The sequence below is a fragment of the Novosphingobium sp. B 225 genome (assembly GCF_002198665.1).
Lineage (GTDB): Bacteria > Pseudomonadota > Alphaproteobacteria > Sphingomonadales > Sphingomonadaceae > Novosphingobium.
In genome coordinates this window covers 42989-56875 of record NZ_MWLM01000034.1, presented here as the reverse complement: position 1 = coordinate 56875, position 13887 = coordinate 42989, and the positions used below count along the sequence as shown (strand labels likewise).

At 64.8% G+C, this 13887-nt stretch carries 17 protein-coding genes; 8 read left to right on the top strand and 9 right to left on the bottom strand.

The annotated features are described in order from the left end of the window. Positions 1-3 precede the first annotated feature (3 nt). From MNBBLIKP_RS05215 to MNBBLIKP_RS05195, 5 genes are all read left to right on the top strand, one after another. Positions 4-246, top strand: coding sequence for a hypothetical protein (locus MNBBLIKP_RS05215; RefSeq protein WP_088308313.1), 243 nt, complete (start codon positions 4-6; stop codon positions 244-246). Continuing rightward, positions 243-590 carry an arsenate reductase gene (locus tag MNBBLIKP_RS05210; protein WP_088308171.1) on the top strand — a complete coding sequence of 116 codons (348 nt, stop codon included), beginning with the start codon at positions 243-245 and terminating at the stop codon, positions 588-590. The genes MNBBLIKP_RS05215 and MNBBLIKP_RS05210 overlap by 4 nt, the downstream gene beginning before the upstream one ends. Continuing rightward, positions 587-1177, top strand: a complete 591-nt coding sequence (gene pnuC, locus MNBBLIKP_RS05205; RefSeq protein WP_088308169.1) for a nicotinamide riboside transporter PnuC — start codon at positions 587-589, stop codon at positions 1175-1177. Before MNBBLIKP_RS05210 ends, pnuC begins: the two co-directional genes overlap by 4 nt. Beyond that, positions 1174-1710, top strand: a complete 537-nt coding sequence (locus MNBBLIKP_RS05200; protein ID WP_088308167.1) for an AAA family ATPase — start codon at positions 1174-1176, stop codon at positions 1708-1710. The genes pnuC and MNBBLIKP_RS05200 overlap by 4 nt, the downstream gene beginning before the upstream one ends. Positions 1711-1952: 242 nt before the next feature. Further along, entirely contained in the window at positions 1953-2843 is an 891-nt protein-coding gene (locus MNBBLIKP_RS05195; RefSeq protein WP_088308165.1) for an MlaA family lipoprotein, read from the top strand. Here the strand turns inward: MNBBLIKP_RS05195 and ubiG are convergent. Further along, positions 2816-3550 carry a bifunctional 2-polyprenyl-6-hydroxyphenol methylase/3-demethylubiquinol 3-O-methyltransferase UbiG gene (gene ubiG / locus MNBBLIKP_RS05190; RefSeq protein ID WP_088308163.1) on the bottom strand — a complete coding sequence of 245 codons (735 nt, stop codon included), beginning with the start codon at positions 3548-3550 and terminating at the stop codon, positions 2816-2818. The genes MNBBLIKP_RS05195 and ubiG overlap by 28 nt on opposite strands. 77 nt (positions 3551-3627) lie before the next feature. Here ubiG and MNBBLIKP_RS05185 point away from each other — a divergent pair, with 77 nt between their 5' ends. Next, positions 3628-4887, top strand: a complete 1260-nt coding sequence (locus MNBBLIKP_RS05185; RefSeq protein WP_088308161.1) for an aspartate kinase — start codon at positions 3628-3630, stop codon at positions 4885-4887. On the opposite strand, the gene MNBBLIKP_RS05180 is transcribed toward MNBBLIKP_RS05185, so the two are convergent. After that, entirely contained in the window at positions 4884-5426 is a 543-nt protein-coding gene (locus MNBBLIKP_RS05180) for a DUF2306 domain-containing protein (RefSeq protein ID WP_088308159.1), read from the bottom strand. The genes MNBBLIKP_RS05185 and MNBBLIKP_RS05180 overlap by 4 nt on opposite strands. Positions 5427-5573: 147 nt before the next feature. Between MNBBLIKP_RS05180 and MNBBLIKP_RS05175 the strand changes: the two genes are divergently transcribed. Further along, on the top strand, positions 5574-6362 hold the full coding sequence (locus tag MNBBLIKP_RS05175) for a LytTR family DNA-binding domain-containing protein (RefSeq protein WP_088308157.1): 789 nt from the start codon (positions 5574-5576) through the stop codon (positions 6360-6362). A gap of 21 nt (positions 6363-6383) precedes the next feature. Here MNBBLIKP_RS05175 and MNBBLIKP_RS05170 read toward each other — a convergent pair whose 3' ends face one another. After that, on the bottom strand, positions 6384-7148 hold the full coding sequence (locus MNBBLIKP_RS05170) for a hypothetical protein (RefSeq protein ID WP_254912918.1): 765 nt from the start codon (positions 7146-7148) through the stop codon (positions 6384-6386). A 205-nt stretch (positions 7149-7353) separates the two neighbouring features. Here MNBBLIKP_RS05170 and MNBBLIKP_RS05165 point away from each other — a divergent pair, with 205 nt between their 5' ends. Next, entirely contained in the window at positions 7354-8334 is a 981-nt protein-coding gene (locus MNBBLIKP_RS05165; RefSeq protein ID WP_254912926.1) for an NAD(P)H-dependent flavin oxidoreductase, read from the top strand. A 19-nt stretch (positions 8335-8353) separates the two neighbouring features. Here the strand turns inward: MNBBLIKP_RS05165 and MNBBLIKP_RS05160 are convergent, their stop codons facing one another. The 6 genes from MNBBLIKP_RS05160 to MNBBLIKP_RS05135 form a co-directional block, all read right to left on the bottom strand. Beyond that, a complete protein-coding gene (locus MNBBLIKP_RS05160) occupies positions 8354-8803 on the bottom strand; it encodes a GNAT family N-acetyltransferase (RefSeq protein ID WP_217896652.1) in 450 nt (149 codons plus the stop codon). 193 nt (positions 8804-8996) lie between these two features. Beyond that, positions 8997-10421, bottom strand: a complete 1425-nt coding sequence (locus tag MNBBLIKP_RS05155) for an ammonium transporter (RefSeq protein WP_088308149.1) — start codon at positions 10419-10421, stop codon at positions 8997-8999. A gap of 26 nt (positions 10422-10447) precedes the next feature. Continuing rightward, complete coding sequence (locus MNBBLIKP_RS05150; protein WP_088308147.1) at positions 10448-10786, bottom strand: P-II family nitrogen regulator; 339 nt, start codon at positions 10784-10786, stop codon at positions 10448-10450. Positions 10787-10937: 151 nt separating this feature from the next. Further along, positions 10938-11654: an endonuclease/exonuclease/phosphatase family protein gene (locus MNBBLIKP_RS05145; RefSeq protein WP_088308145.1), complete on the bottom strand. Its 717-nt coding sequence runs from the start codon at positions 11652-11654 to the stop codon at positions 10938-10940. Then, the gene (locus tag MNBBLIKP_RS05140; RefSeq protein ID WP_088308143.1) at positions 11654-12211 is read right to left on the bottom strand and encodes a pyridoxamine 5'-phosphate oxidase family protein; all 558 of its coding nucleotides are present in this window, start codon (positions 12209-12211) and stop codon (positions 11654-11656) included. The genes MNBBLIKP_RS05145 and MNBBLIKP_RS05140 overlap by 1 nt, the downstream gene beginning before the upstream one ends. A 2-nt stretch (positions 12212-12213) precedes the next feature. Further along, a complete protein-coding gene (locus MNBBLIKP_RS05135; RefSeq protein WP_088308141.1) occupies positions 12214-13734 on the bottom strand; it encodes a peptide chain release factor 3 in 1521 nt (506 codons plus the stop codon). Positions 13735-13887 lie beyond the last annotated feature (153 nt).

The following is a 13887-nucleotide window of genomic DNA, read 5'->3' as shown; positions in this document are numbered from 1 at the left end:
CAGATGATTTACAACATTATCGATCGAAGAAAGCGCCCCTTTCGTTGGCGTGAGGTCAATGCAATCATCGAAGCAACAGCTCACGACAATGCCATCAAAGACTCCGACCATGTACCCGCGTCAACAGGAGACATAACCTATGACGAGTTGGAAAACGTATCGCTGCAGGAAGCAATTGCATGGGCCGATAGCCAAGTCTCCGCAGTGACCCTGTATCTTTATGACAAAGGAAAGGGGTTCGGATGACCGTTACCCTCTATGGCATTCCCAACTGCGACACGGTCAAAAAGGCCCGCACCTGGCTTGATACGCAGGGCATCGCCTATGCGTTCCATGACTACAAGAAGGCCGGGGCCGATGCGGGCAAACTGGCCGCGTGGTGCGCAGCGGCAGGGTGGGACAAAGTGCTGAACCGCGCGGGTACAACCTTCAAGAAGCTGCCCGATACCGACAAGGCCGATCTGGATGCGGCGAAAGCAGTCTCGCTGATGCTCGCCAATCCCAGTTGCATCAAACGCCCGATCGTGGAACATCCCGGCGGCCTGCTGGTGGGCTTCAAACCCGACGAATGGAAAGCCGCGCTGGCATGATCCTCGATGCAGAAACGCTCAAGCTGCTGGAATGGGTCGCCGCCGGGCTGGGGCTGATCAACATCGCGCTGCTGATCTTTCGCAGCCCGTGGAACTTTGCTTTCGCGATCCTGTCAGTGTCGATCTATGTCTTCATTTTCTTTGAAAGCAGGCTCTATGCCGAAAGCGGCCTGCAGGTGTTCTACATCGCCGCCAACCTGTGGGGCTGGTACCTGTGGCGCAAGGCCGGCGGGGATGATGCCCGGGTGCCGGTACGCTGGCTGGACTGGCCGAGCCGGGTGGTCTGGCTGACGGTCACTGCCGCGCTCAGCCTCAACCTGGGCTGGGCAATGCACCGCTATACCAACGCCGCGATGCCGTTTGCGGATTCGGCGATTGCCGGGGCCAGCGTGGCGGCGCAATTGTTGCTGGGGTTCCGCCGGATCGAAAACTGGGTGCTGTGGATCGCGGTCGATGTGGCGGCGGTGCTGCTCTATATCAACCGCGGGCTCTACCCCACCGCCGGGCTTTACGGCGGGATGCTGGTGATGAGCCTGGTCGGTCTGAAAGAGTGGATCGAAGCGGAGCGGCGGAGCCGCGCGGCGTGATCCGGATCTGCCTGCACGGCGCGGAAAGCACCGGAAAATCGGTGCTGGCGGACAAGCTCAGCCGCGAGCTTGGCGTACCGTGGGTGCCCGAATACGGCCGCACCTATTGCGAGGAACGCGGCACCGACCTTGCCATGCAGGACCTGCTGGCGATTGCCGAGGGGCAGCAGGCGGCGGTCGATCTGGCCATGGCCGCTGCGCCGCCACTGCTGCTGCTCGATACCGATCAACTGATGACCGCCGCCTGGGCCGAAATGCTGTTTGGCGAGGTCCCGCCCGCGCTGATGGCCTATCCCAAGGCCGACCTCTATCTGCTGTTCGAACCCGATGTGCCGTGGATCGACGATGGCACCCGCTTTTTCGGCAAGAGCCCGCTGCGCACCCGCTTCGCAGCGCTGGCCGAGGAAATGCTGCTGCGCGCGGACGTGCCGTGGCGGCGGATTTCGGGCGACTGGGCAGAGCGCGAGGCGCAAGTCCGCGCGGTGATCGCCGAAGCCTTGCCGGTTAGCGGCGGATCGGTGTTGCGCGGTTGACCGGCAAGGCGTGGTTCANGACCGCAGCGCCGCCGCGATCCTTGACCAGCCATGCTGAACCACGCCTTGCCGGTTAGCGGCGGATCGGTGTTGCGCGGTTGACCGGCAAGGCGTGGTTCAGCATGGCTGGTCAAGGATCGCGGCGGCGCTGCGGTCGGGACTGTTCCCGGCCAATCCGCGCCGCAGGGGATTGAGATGAACCGGGGTCGCATCACCAGATCATTGGCGAAAGGGATCAGCGCTTGAGCGGCCTGGCGCTGATCGCCGCGTTGTCGCTGGCCGGGACCGTGCCCGATGCCGGGATGCCGCCCATGGACGCACCCGCACCCGCACCCGCTCCCGCTCCGCCTGCGCAGCCGCAAACCGTCTCGGCCGCCGCGCCAGGAGACATCGTCGTCACCGCGCGGCAGGGGCCTCCTCCCGGGGATCCGGCCGAACGGATCAACACGGTCAGTTTCGAAGCAATGCAGGGCGTCGACAAGGCCTTGGTCGGGCCGGTCGCCACCGGCTATGAACAGGGCGTGCCCAAGCCTGTCCGGCAGGGGCTGCGCAATGCGCTCAACAACCTGTCCGAACCGATCAACTTCGTGAACTATGTGCTGCAACTGAAGCCCGGCAAGGCGCTGAAAACGGTTGGCCGGTTCGCGATCAACAGCACGGTCGGCGTGGGCGGGCTGGTGGATGTGGCAAAGCGCAAACCGTTCCACATGGCCTACCGCCGCAACGGTTTCGCCAACACTTTTGGCTATTACGGGATCGGCAACGGCCCTTACCTGTACCTGCCATTGATCGGCCCGACCACGGTGCGCGATCTGACCGGGCGGATGCTGGACCTGTCGTTGCTGCCAACGCTGGGCGGCTCGCCGTTCAACACGCCCTACTATTCGCTGGGCACCGGCACGGTCCGCTCGCTCGACGATCGGGTCGAATTCGACGACACATTGCGCAAACTGCGCGAAGAGTGCCCGGATTTCTATGCCTCCGAACGCCAATGGTACCTTGCCACGCGCAAGGCCGATATCGAAGATCTGCACGGGCGGCATGTCGATGTGGTGGCACTGCTGCCGGAATGCCTGCGGCCCGAAGCGCCCGCAGCGCCGAACGGTCAGCCTGCGGTCACGCCGCAGATGTAATTCAGCGCAAGATCATCGGACAGGGTCAGGCCGGTCAGCGGTGACCAGGCGATGCCTTTGGGCGTGCCCATCGTCAGCCCCGCCCCGGCCAGCAGATCGCGCAATTCATCCGGAGTGACAAAGTCCTCCCAGTGGTGCGTCCCGCGCGGCACCAGGCCAAGCCGTTCCGCGCCCTCGACCATCAGCAGCCGCGATTTGGCGGTACGGTTGGGAGTGGAGAGCACCATCAGCCCGCCCGGTGCGAGGCACGCGGCGAGCGCGGCTACGAAGGCTTGCTTGTCCGCCACATGCTCGATCACTTCCATCGAACAGACCAGATCGAACTGCCCCAGACCCAAGGCGGCCAGATCGCCGTGGCGGTAAGCGATGTCCAGCCCGCCGCCCAAAGCATGGGCCACTGCCGCCGCGATGTTTTCCGCCGCTGCATCAACCCCGGTAACCATGCCGCCCAGCCGGGCCAACGGCTCGCACAGCAAGCCCGCACCGCAGCCGACATCAAGCACGCGCTTGCCTGCCAGCGGGCGCACGCCGCGCGAATCGTCCGGCCAGTGCGCGTCGATCGCGGCACGGATGAAGCCCAGCCGGACCGGGTTCAGCCGGTGGAGCATGGCCGAAGACCCCTTTGGGTCCCACCAATCGGCCGCCAGCTTGCCAAAATGCGCGGCTTCTTCGGGCCGGATCGTTGCGGAGATGGTTGCATTACCCATGCACCCTCCCTAACAGGGCGCGCGCCGCAGGGCGAGGGGCTCTGACGGCAAGATTCTTGCGGAAAGGTGGGACACGCGTGGCCCGCATCGTGATGAAATTCGGCGGCACCTCGATGGCCGGGTCAGAACGGATCCGCCGCGTCGCCAATATCGTGCGCCGCCAGCAGGCTGCCGGGCACGAAGTGGCGGTGGTGGTTTCGGCCATGGCCGGGGAAACCGACCGGCTGGTAAACTTCTGCCGTGAAGCGAACCCGCTGTATGATCCGGCGGAATATGACGTCGTGGTCGCCAGCGGTGAACAGGTCACCGCCGGGCTGCTGGCAATGACCTTGCAGGCGCTGGGATGCCAGGCGCGGTCATGGCTGGGCTGGCAATTGCCGGTCCGTACTGACGATGCCCACGCCAAGGCGCGGATCGAAAGCATCGACTGCCCCGAAATGCTGGCCAGCATGGCCGCGGGCGAAATCGCCGTGATCCCCGGCTTTCAGGGGCTGACCCAGGACAACCGCGTGACCACGCTGGGGCGCGGCGGGTCTGATACGTCGGCCGTGGCAGTGGCAGCGGCGGTCAAGGCCGATCGCTGCGACATCTACACCGACGTCGACGGGGTCTATACCACCGACCCCCGGATCGTCGCCAAGGCGCGCAAGCTGCAATATGTCACCTATGAAGAAATGCTGGAACTGGCCAGCGTCGGATCGAAGGTGCTGCAAACCCGCTCTGTCTCGCTCGCCATGAAAGAGGGCGTGCGGGTGCAGGTGCTCTCCAGCTTTATCGACGACGACGCGACCCCCGCTGACGAAATTCCCGGAACGATGATCGTTTCCGACGAAGAACTTGAAGGACTGGACATGGAACGCCAGCTGATCACCGGCATCGCCGCCGACAAGAACGAAGCCAAGATCATCCTGACCCGCGTGCCCGACCGGCCCGGTGCGGTGGCGACGATCTTTGGCCCGCTGGCCGCTGCCAACATCAACGTCGATATGATCATCCAGAACGTCGGCCGCGACAAAGGTGAAACCGACGTGACCTTCACCGTGCCATCGGCCGATCTGCTGCGCGCGCAGACCCTGCTCGAAGCACAGAAGGAAGCGATCGGGTTCAACCGGATCATCACCGACGGCAAGGTTGCCAAGATCAGCGTCGTCGGCGTCGGCATGAAGAGCCATGCCGGGGTGGCCAGCACCATGTTCCGCGCGCTGGCTGATCGGGGCATCAATATCCAGGCGATCTCCACCAGCGAGATCAAGGTATCGGTGCTGATCGACGAGGACGAAACCGAACTGGCCGTCCGCGTGCTCCACACCGCCTACGGCATGGACGCCGAGGATTAACCGACCAACCACGCCCACATCAGCCGCCCGGGGATGAACGAGAACAATCCCGGGATGGTCAGTGCAGCAAGGTAAAGCCGGATCAAGCCCTGGCGGTGCTTGGCAATGTTCCCGGCGCGGGCCGTGGCAATCGCTTGCCACGCGCCCCAGATGGTCAGCGGCACGAACAGATGGATCGGGCTGAACGAGCCCTGGTTGAGTTCACGGATGAACACCGCTGACAGTGCGGTCAGCACCATCAGCACCAGCCACACCTTACCCAGCGCCTTGTGCCGAGGCGTGCCCTTGCGCTTCAGCAGCAGCCATGCCCCCAGCGGAACGCAGGGCACCACTGCGGCGAGGTGGAGCATGACCGCGAGCGATCGCGCACTGTCATGCTGCGGCACCGCACCTGCGACGGCGCGGGTCAGCGCGATCAGGCACAGCGAGGTAAAGCCGACCCCGACCAGCATGATCATGCCGCGCAAGGCCGGGCCGGGCTCCAGTTCGGCCCAGCCGGTACGCGGGTTGATTGCCAGGCGGGTGGAAGCAGTGGTCATCGGTGATCCCCTTTGTCAGTGAATGACCGCCAGGTGCCACGCCCGTCGCGGCAGACAAGCGCGGCTGCGCGAACTGCGCCGGTACTTCGCGAACTGAGCCGTGCTGCCACTTTACGAAGCGCGAACGGGCGCTAGAACCACTGGGACATGACTGGGCAAGGCATTGAAAGCAGGGCGGCTTCGCTCAGGCAGGTGGTGATTGACCTGACAGTCATGAGCGTGATCGGACTTGTGCTGGCCTTCCTTGGCCCGTTCGGGACATTCACTGCGCCGTTTCCCGTGCGGCTGGTTTATTGGCTTGGGCTGGGCTGGACCGGCTATTGCTGCTTTCGTCCGATCACTGGACTTGCGAACCGGATCGGCGCGCGGCTCGACCTGCCGGTACCGCTGCCATGGGTCGCTGCCTGCCTGATCGCAAGCCTGCCGATGACCGCCGTTGTGCTGCTGGTCAATCAACTGCCTGGCGCGCTGCATTGGCCTTCGCTGGGCGGAGCGCTGGCGATGTACGGTTATGTGCTGGCGGTGGGAGCAGCGGTCACCACGCTGTTCTACGTGCTGGGCGAGCGGGCGGGCACCATGCCTGAAAGTTCGGCCAGCAGCGATTCGGCCGACGCAGCATCACCCGGGGCGCGGTTTCTGGCGCGCATTCCGCCGTGCCAGGCGGATGACCTGTTCGCGCTCGAGATGGAGGACCATTACTTGCGGGTCCACACCCGCCACGGTTCGCACCTGATCTTGCTGCGGATGCGCGATGCCGTGGCAGAACTGGACGGGATCGCCGGGCTGCAGGTGCACCGCAGCTGGTGGGTTGCGCACCAGGCCGTGACCGGCACCGCGCGTGAGGGTCGCAATCTCAGGCTCAGGCTGACAGGCGGGCTGGACGTGCCGGTGGCGCGCGACGCGGCGGGCCGGTTAAAGGCTGCGGGCTGGATCTGAGCGCGGCGCCAGACCCGCGGCTCAGCGCCGCCGGTCTTCGTAATCGATCCGGATCCGCACCCAGTCTCCGACCCGGCTGATCCCGCCGACGCGCGGTGGGCGGACCTTGAATTGCCAGGCGGCGGCCAGCACGGCGCGCTGGATGTTTGAGCCAGTGGGATATTCATCGAGCCCGACGCAGTTCTCGACGCGGAAATCGGGCGCGGTCTTGCAGGCGATCAGGGCCCAGCCGGGGCCATCGGCCAGCGACAGGTAACCGCGCAATTCCTCTGGATAAGGCTCACGATACCAGGCTGCTGCATACATCGGCTGGCCATTGGGGGCGCTGCCCACCCGCTTGCTGTCCCCCGGCACGCCCATGTCAGCCGGGCCCATCAAGCCCTTGGCCGGGGCGGCGGGCGCGGACTGACGCGGCAGGCGGGATATGTCGAGCACGGCCATCTGGCTGCGCGTCATCTGGATAATCGGCGGCGGCGTGGCGACCGGGGTGGGCGGTGCAGGAGCCGGGTTTTGCGCCTGCGGGGGCTGGACCGCCGCCTTGCTGGCAGCAGGTGCTTCGGCGCGGGCGGCCTTGGCCGGCTTGGCTGCCTCAGCGGTGGGTTCTGCCTTGATCGCAATGGCCAGAACCCGCGGCTGCGGCTTGTCCGGAGCGCTGGCGACCCAGCCCATCGACAGCGCGATCAGGATCAGCCCAGCTTCGGCCAGCAGCGCCAGGATAAAGGCGAGCGGCCGGTCAGAGCCAAAGGTCCGGCGGTCTGGATCAGCAAGACGGGATGGGAAAATCAAGCGGGGCAAGCCTCGGCGGAAACACGGGATGCGATCGCGCCGGACCGGGTCCGGCGGCTGCCCTTGCCGCTCAATGGCCTGTGCGGGCCGGTTCGGCAAGCGCCAAGGGCTTGATCGGGGGTGGCATCACCGCGCCGCCTTGCCTATAGGCGCGCGACGGACGGTTAAAAGGGATCCCCGCGTGTACGACAAGACCCGGGCGCTGATGCAGCGCGGCATCGATTTTCTTGGCAGCGAACACGCGATCCTGTGCGGAGCGATGAGCTGGGTTTCAGAGCGCCATCTGGTCGCTGCGATCAGCAATGCCGGCGGGTTCGGCGTGATCGCCTGCGGGGCGATGACCCCCGAACTGCTCGACGCTGAAATCGCCGCGACCAAGGCGCTGACCGGCAAGCCGTTTGGCGTAAACCTGATCACCATGCACCCCTTGCTGTTCGATCTGATCGCGGTCTGTGCGCGGCACCGGGTCAGCCATGTAGTGCTGGCAGGCGGGATCCCGCCCAAGGGCAGCGTCGAGGCGCTGAAGGAATTCGGGGCCAAAGTGCTGGTCTTCGCCCCCACGCTGGCACTCGCCAAGCGGCTTCTCCGCACCGGCGCGGACGCACTGGTGATCGAAGGCAGCGAAGCGGGCGGGCATATCGGCCCGGTCGCCACCAGCGTGCTGGCGCAGGAATTCCTGCCCGAATTGGCCGCCGACCACGTGGTCTTCGTGGCTGGCGGGATCGGCCGGGGTGATATGATCGCGGCCTATCTGGAAATGGGCGCCTCTGGCGTGCAGCTGGGCACCCGCTTTGCCTGCGCGAACGAAAGCATCGCCCACCCGGCATTCAAGCAGGCCTTCTTCCGCGCCAATGCCCGCGATGCCGAAGCCAGCGTCCAGGTTGACCCGCGCCTGCCGGTGATCCCGGTCCGCGCGCTTAAGAACAAGGGCACCGAGGAATTTACCGCCAAGCAGCGCGAAGTCGCCGCCATGCTCGATGCGGGCAAGGTCGACATGGCCGCCGCGCAGCTGGAAATCGAACAATTCTGGGCCGGTGCCCTGCGCCGCGCCGTGATCGACGGCGATGTGGAGAATGGCTCGGTCATGGCCGGACAGTCGGTCGGCATGGTCACCAGGGAACAGCCCGCGGCGGAAATCGTGGCAGAGCTGATGGCTGAGAGCGAAGCCGCGCTGGGGCGCTCGTGACCGGAACGTTGGGTGCTCCCTACAGTTCCAGCTTGTAGCCAATGTGAGTCGGGCTGAACCCAATGCGGTCATAAAAGCGATGCGCATCTGGCCGTGATTTGTCGGTAGTGAGCTGCACCAACGCACAGCCTCGTTCGCGGCAATAGTTGATTGCCCACTGGAACATGGCTTCGCCAATCCCTTCGCTGCGTCGATGGCTGGCGATACGAACCGCTTCGATCAGACCACGACGGGCACCAGCGCGGGCAAGCCCGGAAATGATTGTGACTTGCATCGTCCCGATCACCTGGGACTGATCCGCAACCACACACAACAACTGGTTCGAGTCACAATCCAGTTCGTCGAATGCTTGTTCGTAGACGCTGATGCTGTCGGTTTCGCGGGTGGATCCAAGCGGATCGTCGCGCAAAAGTGCGGCGATTGCAGCAACGTCTGCACGTTCGGCACGCCGAATAGAAAGCTTGCCCACGCTCGCGCCCTCCTCGTCCCAGATTGCCGGCCTCGTTAGCCCGGTCATCGCTGGTTTAACACAAAAAAGGGGCCGGAGCGGCTGGCTCCGGCCCTTGATAGGTGTTGTTCGCAGGAGGAACATGGGTTGGCGAGACCGGAGAGGGAGGAGAGGAGGAGATCCCCGATCCCGCCAAGCTTGGTAGAGGAACGCCTTAGTAGTTGTAGGCGCGTTCCCCGTGTTCGTTGAGGTCGAGGCCTTCGCGCTCGGCATCCTCGGTGGGACGCAGGCCGAACAGCTTGTCGACGATGAAGTAGAGGATTGCCGAGACACCGCCCGAGTAGAGCAGGGTCAGCACCACTGCGATGACCTGGGTCTTGAACTGGGCCGCCATGTCATAAGTGCCGGCCACCATCGGGAACTGGGTGTAATCGAAGAAGCCCTGCCCGCCGAGCGCCGGATCGGCGACCACCGCAGTGGCCAGCGCCCCGACGATCCCGCCGATGCAGTGCACGCCGAACACGTCAAGCGTATCGTCGTACTTCAGCTTGTTCTTCACCGTGCTGACGAAGAGATAGCAGATCGGCGACACGATCAGACCCAGCAGGATCGAGGTCATCGGAGCAGCAAAGCCCGAGGCGGGAGTGATCGCCACCAGCCCGGCCACCGCACCCGTTGCAGCGCCCAGCATCGAAGGCTTGCCGTGGTGGACCTGTTCAACCAGCGACCAGCTGACCGCAGCGGCAGCCGTGGCAACGAAGGTGTTGATGAAGGCCACTGCGGTTACGCCATTGGCCTCCAGGTTGGACCCGGCGTTGAAGCCGAACCAGCCCACCCACAGCAGCGAGGCACCGATCATGGTCATGGTCAGCGAGTGCGGCGGGGTGGCTTCGCGGCCAAAGCCCACGCGCTTGCCGATCATCAGGCAGCCCACCAAGCCAGCGATCCCGGCATTGATGTGGACCACAGTGCCGCCAGCAAAGTCCAGCGCGCCCTTGCCCCACAGATAACCGGCATCGGTCGGCGCATCAGCCAGGAAGTCAGGCCCGGCCCAGTACCACACCATGTGCGCCATCGGGAAATAGACGATCGTGAGCCACAGCACCATGAACAGCATCAGCGGCCAGAACTTCACGCGTTCGGCAAAGGCCCCGACGATCAGCGCCGGTGTGATGCAGGCGAAAGTCATCTGGAAAATGACGAAGACGAATTCGGGCAGGTAGACGTTGTTCGAGAAGGTCGCGGCATAAGTGCTGGCCGTCACGCCCTTGAGAAACGCCTTGTCGAACCCGCCAACAAAGCTGGGGGCGAACGAATTGGTGCTGGTGAAGGACATCGTATAGCCCCAGCCAACCCAGACCAATGCGGCAATGCTGACGATCATGAAGACCTGCATCAGCACGCTCAGCATGTTCTTGGTGCGCACCAGGCCGCCATAGAACAGGGCCAGTGCAGGAATGCTCATCATCAGCACCAGGACCGAGGAAACGAGCATCCAGGCGGTGTCGCCCTTGTTGACCATGGTGGCCATCTGTTCAACCGTCGGCGCCTTGATTGGCCCATCGGCAGCGAAGGCGGCGGTTGAGGCGAGGAGCGCTGCTCCCGCTGCCCCGGCGCCGCAAAGTAGCTTGCGAAACATCTGTGTATCCCTCCTGTTGCCCGCGCTCACAGCGCAGTGTCCCCGGTTTCGCCGGTGCGGATGCGGGTGGCCGATGCGAGATCGAGCACGAAGATCTTGCCGTCCCCGATCGCGTCGGTGCTGGCGGCTTGCTGGATGGATTCGACAACCTGACTGGCAAGGTCGTCCGAAGTAGCGACTTCGATTTTCACCTTGGGCAGCATGTTGGTGGAATATTCCGCCCCGCGGTAAATCTCGGTCTGACCCTTTTGCCGTCCGAAGCCCTTGACCTCGGTCACGGTCATCCCCGCGACGCCGAGGGCGCCGAGGGCGTCACGCACCTCGTCAAGCTTGAACGGCTTGATGATCGCGATGATGAATTTCATGCCGATCCCCTGACTCTAGGCCGGGACCATCCCGGCGCAGGGGTTGTCGCAAGGGCTGTGCCAGAACCGGATTAGCCCGCGTTTTCAACGCAAACAAAGCCGGGCTTCCCGTCAGCAGGCACGGGAATCTGCCCGATTCACGGGCATGTGCCTAAATTTCAGGCAGCTCCAGCCGGGCAAAGACTGGCAGATGATCCGATCCGCGCGCGGCCAGGGCGCTGTGGTGTACCCCGGCTTCCACCACCTGCCAGCCCGGCGACACCACGATCCGGTCAAGCCGCGCGACCGGGCGGCGCGAGGGGAAGGAGCGGCCGCAATCGAGCAGCCGCCACGGCGCATGAAACTCTCCCAGCGCCCCGCCGCCGCTGGCGTGGCGCACGCCCCATTCGTTGCAATCGCCCATCACCACGACCGGGCATGGCACCGCGCAGCGCGCCAGGTGGGCGAGCACCGCGCGGACCTGCTGGCGGCGGCGCAGGCCCGACAGGTCAAGGTGCATCCCCACCACCCTGATCCGCTGCCCAGCCACCACCAGATCCGCGCGCACCGCGCCGCGCGGCTCAAGCGTGGGCAGTGGCACGATCCCCGCTTCGGCCACCGCGATCCCGCGCCGCACCAGCAAGGCGTTGCCGTGCCAGCCGAGACTGTCGGGCCGGTGCCCCAACGGCACGGCGCGCCAGGGGCTATAGTCCTCCAGCAACTGGCGCGGGAGCACGCTTTCGCGGTTCCCGATCCGCCGGTCCGCCTCTTGCAGGGCGATCACATCGGCGTCGATCTCGCGCAGCACCGCCACGATCCGTTCCGGATCGCGCCGCCGGTCAAGCCCGACAGCCTTGTGGATGTTGTAGCTGGCGAAAGTGAGCTGCATCAGCTCCCGGCGATGTAGCGATCAGAGGCGCGGGTCGGCAGCCCGTCGATGCTGCGGGTCCGGCCCGCGACCTTCTTTTCCCACACCTCCGGGTCCTGCTGGGCGTGATATTTGGGCAGGGTCTCGCGGTGCTTGTCGAGGTGCATCACCGGCACCCCCCAACCGCAGCTGGTCTGGACGCTCTCCACCGCAATGTCGAAGATCTGGCGGGTGCCGGGCAGCAGGGTGAACTGCGCCGCCAGCGCGTCCCACTCCGCGTCCTGCGGCAGCACCGGCTTGCCCCGGCCGTAAAGCCGCAGGATCAGCGCAGGCTGTTCGAAATTGCACATCATCACGGTGATGCGTCCGTCAGCGGCAAGATGCGCGTGGGTTTCATTGCCCGATCCGCCGAGGTCGAGATAGGCGACCCGGTTCGGCCCCAGCACCTTGAAAGTCCCGTCGAGCCCCTTGGGGCTGAGGTTGATCCGCGCGTCGGCGGCGGCGGTGGCGACGAAAAAGATCGCCTGCCGCGCAATCATTGCCTCGTGTTCGGGGGTGATGTGATCGGTGAAGTCCATGCCTACCGCTCCTTGGTCGCGCTGAAAGTCAGCTCCGGATTGCGTTCCTGCTGATAGCCCACGTCCCAGGCGCTGCGGGCCATGAACACCGGATCGCCATCGCGGTCCCTCGCCAGGTTCGACTTGTTGATGTCCGCGAACTGGCGCAGCGCCGCATCACTGCCCTTGATCCAGCGGGCGGTATCAAACGGGCTCGCCTCGAGCATGGCCGCAACCTTGTACTCGGCTTCCAGCCGACTGATCAGCACGTCGAGCTGCAGCTGGCCGACCACGCCGACGATCCACTGCCCGCCCAGCTCTGGATAGAACACCTGGATCACGCCTTCTTCGGACAGGTCATCCAGCGCCTTGCGCAGCTGCTTGGTCTTGGTCGGGTCCTTCAGCGCGACCCGGCGCAGGATTTCGGGCGCGAAGTTCGGCAGGCCGGTAAAGCGGACCTTGTTGGTCTCGCTCAGCGTATCGCCCACCCGCAGCGTGCCGTGGTTGGGAATGCCGATGATGTCGCCCGGCTCGGCAGTGTCGGCCAGTTCGCGGTCCTGCGCAAAGAACAGGATCGGCGAATGGATCGCCACCGGCTTGCCCAAGGCCGAAGGGATCAGCTTCATGCCGCGCTTGAAGGTGCCCGAAACCAGCCGCATGAAGGCGATCCGGTCACGGTGCTGGGGGTCCATATTGGCCTGAACCTTGAAGATGAAGCCGGTCACTTCCTTGTTGTCCGGCTGAACCGTCCCTTGCTCGCTCGGCTGCGGGCGCGGCGGGGGCGCGAATTTGGCGATCGCATCGATCAGTTCGGCCACGCCGAAGTTCTTGAGCGCTGATCCGAAGTACACCGGGGTCATATCCCCGTGGCGATAGGCTTCCAGATCGAACGTGGGATAGCCGCCCTGCGCCAGTTCGATCTCGTCCGCGATCTCGGCCGGGATGTCTTCAGCCGAGGTGACCTTGCCCAGAAATTCGCGGCTGTCGCCTTCGGGGCGGGCGATCTTGCCGGTGGCGAAATCGAGCACACCCTTGAACTCGCCGCCCAGCCCGATCGGCCACGACATCGGGACCACATCAAGCGCGAGCGCATCGGCCACCTCGTCCAGCGTTTCGAACACCGACCGCCCTTCGCGGTCAACCTTGTTGACGAACGTGATGATCGGCACCGAGCGCAGGCGGCAGACCTCGAACAGCTTGCGGGTCTGCGGCTCGATCCCTTTGGCGGCGTCGATCACCATGATCGCCGAATCGACCGCAGTCAGGGTGCGATAGGTGTCTTCGGAAAAGTCCTCGTGCCCCGGGGTGTCGAGCAGGTTGAAGGTGATGCCCTGCCGTTCGAACGTCATCACGCTGGAGGTGACCGAGATCCCGCGCTGCTGCTCGATCTTCATCCAGTCCGACCGCGCCCGCCGCGCCGCCCCGCGCGCCTTGACCTCACCCGCCAGATGGATCGCCCCGCCTTGCAGCAGGAGCTTCTCGGTCAGCGTGGTCTTGCCCGCGTCGGGGTGCGAGATGATGGCAAAGGTGCGGCGATTGGACATGGGCGGAGCGCTTAGCGGGGCGGGCAGACAAAGTCATCGGCGATTGTGCGCCGCGCCGGTGGTGGACACCGAACGGGGGGTGAAAATGTGTGACTTTTGGCGGGGTTTTGGAGGCGAAACCGGATGCTATTCATTTGTTTTTGCTGAATTTTA

Excerpts from the sequence above, each read along its gene's own strand:
- MNBBLIKP_RS05215 (WP_088308313.1), top strand. The coding sequence starts at position 4 with ATGATTTACAACATTATCGATCGAAGAAAGCGCCCCTTTCGTTGGCGT.
- MNBBLIKP_RS05210 (WP_088308171.1), top strand. The coding sequence starts at position 243 with ATGACCGTTACCCTCTATGGCATTCCCAACTGCGACACGGTCAAAAAG.
- pnuC (WP_088308169.1), top strand. The coding sequence starts at position 587 with ATGATCCTCGATGCAGAAACGCTCAAGCTGCTGGAATGGGTCGCCGCC.
- ubiG (WP_088308163.1), bottom strand. The coding sequence starts at position 3,550 with ATGGGTAATGCAACCATCTCCGCAACGATCCGGCCCGAAGAAGCCGCG.
- MNBBLIKP_RS05180 (WP_088308159.1), bottom strand. The coding sequence starts at position 5,426 with ATGACCACTGCTTCCACCCGCCTGGCAATCAACCCGCGTACCGGCTGG.
- MNBBLIKP_RS05175 (WP_088308157.1), top strand. The coding sequence starts at position 5,574 with ATGACTGGGCAAGGCATTGAAAGCAGGGCGGCTTCGCTCAGGCAGGTG.
- MNBBLIKP_RS05165 (WP_254912926.1), top strand. The coding sequence starts at position 7,354 with ATGCAGCGCGGCATCGATTTTCTTGGCAGCGAACACGCGATCCTGTGC.
- MNBBLIKP_RS05155 (WP_088308149.1), bottom strand. The coding sequence starts at position 10,421 with ATGTTTCGCAAGCTACTTTGCGGCGCCGGGGCAGCGGGAGCAGCGCTC.
- MNBBLIKP_RS05150 (WP_088308147.1), bottom strand. The coding sequence starts at position 10,786 with ATGAAATTCATCATCGCGATCATCAAGCCGTTCAAGCTTGACGAGGTG.
- MNBBLIKP_RS05145 (WP_088308145.1), bottom strand. The coding sequence starts at position 11,654 with ATGCAGCTCACTTTCGCCAGCTACAACATCCACAAGGCTGTCGGGCTT.
- MNBBLIKP_RS05140 (WP_088308143.1), bottom strand. The coding sequence starts at position 12,211 with ATGGACTTCACCGATCACATCACCCCCGAACACGAGGCAATGATTGCG.
- MNBBLIKP_RS05135 (WP_088308141.1), bottom strand. The coding sequence starts at position 13,734 with ATGTCCAATCGCCGCACCTTTGCCATCATCTCGCACCCCGACGCGGGC.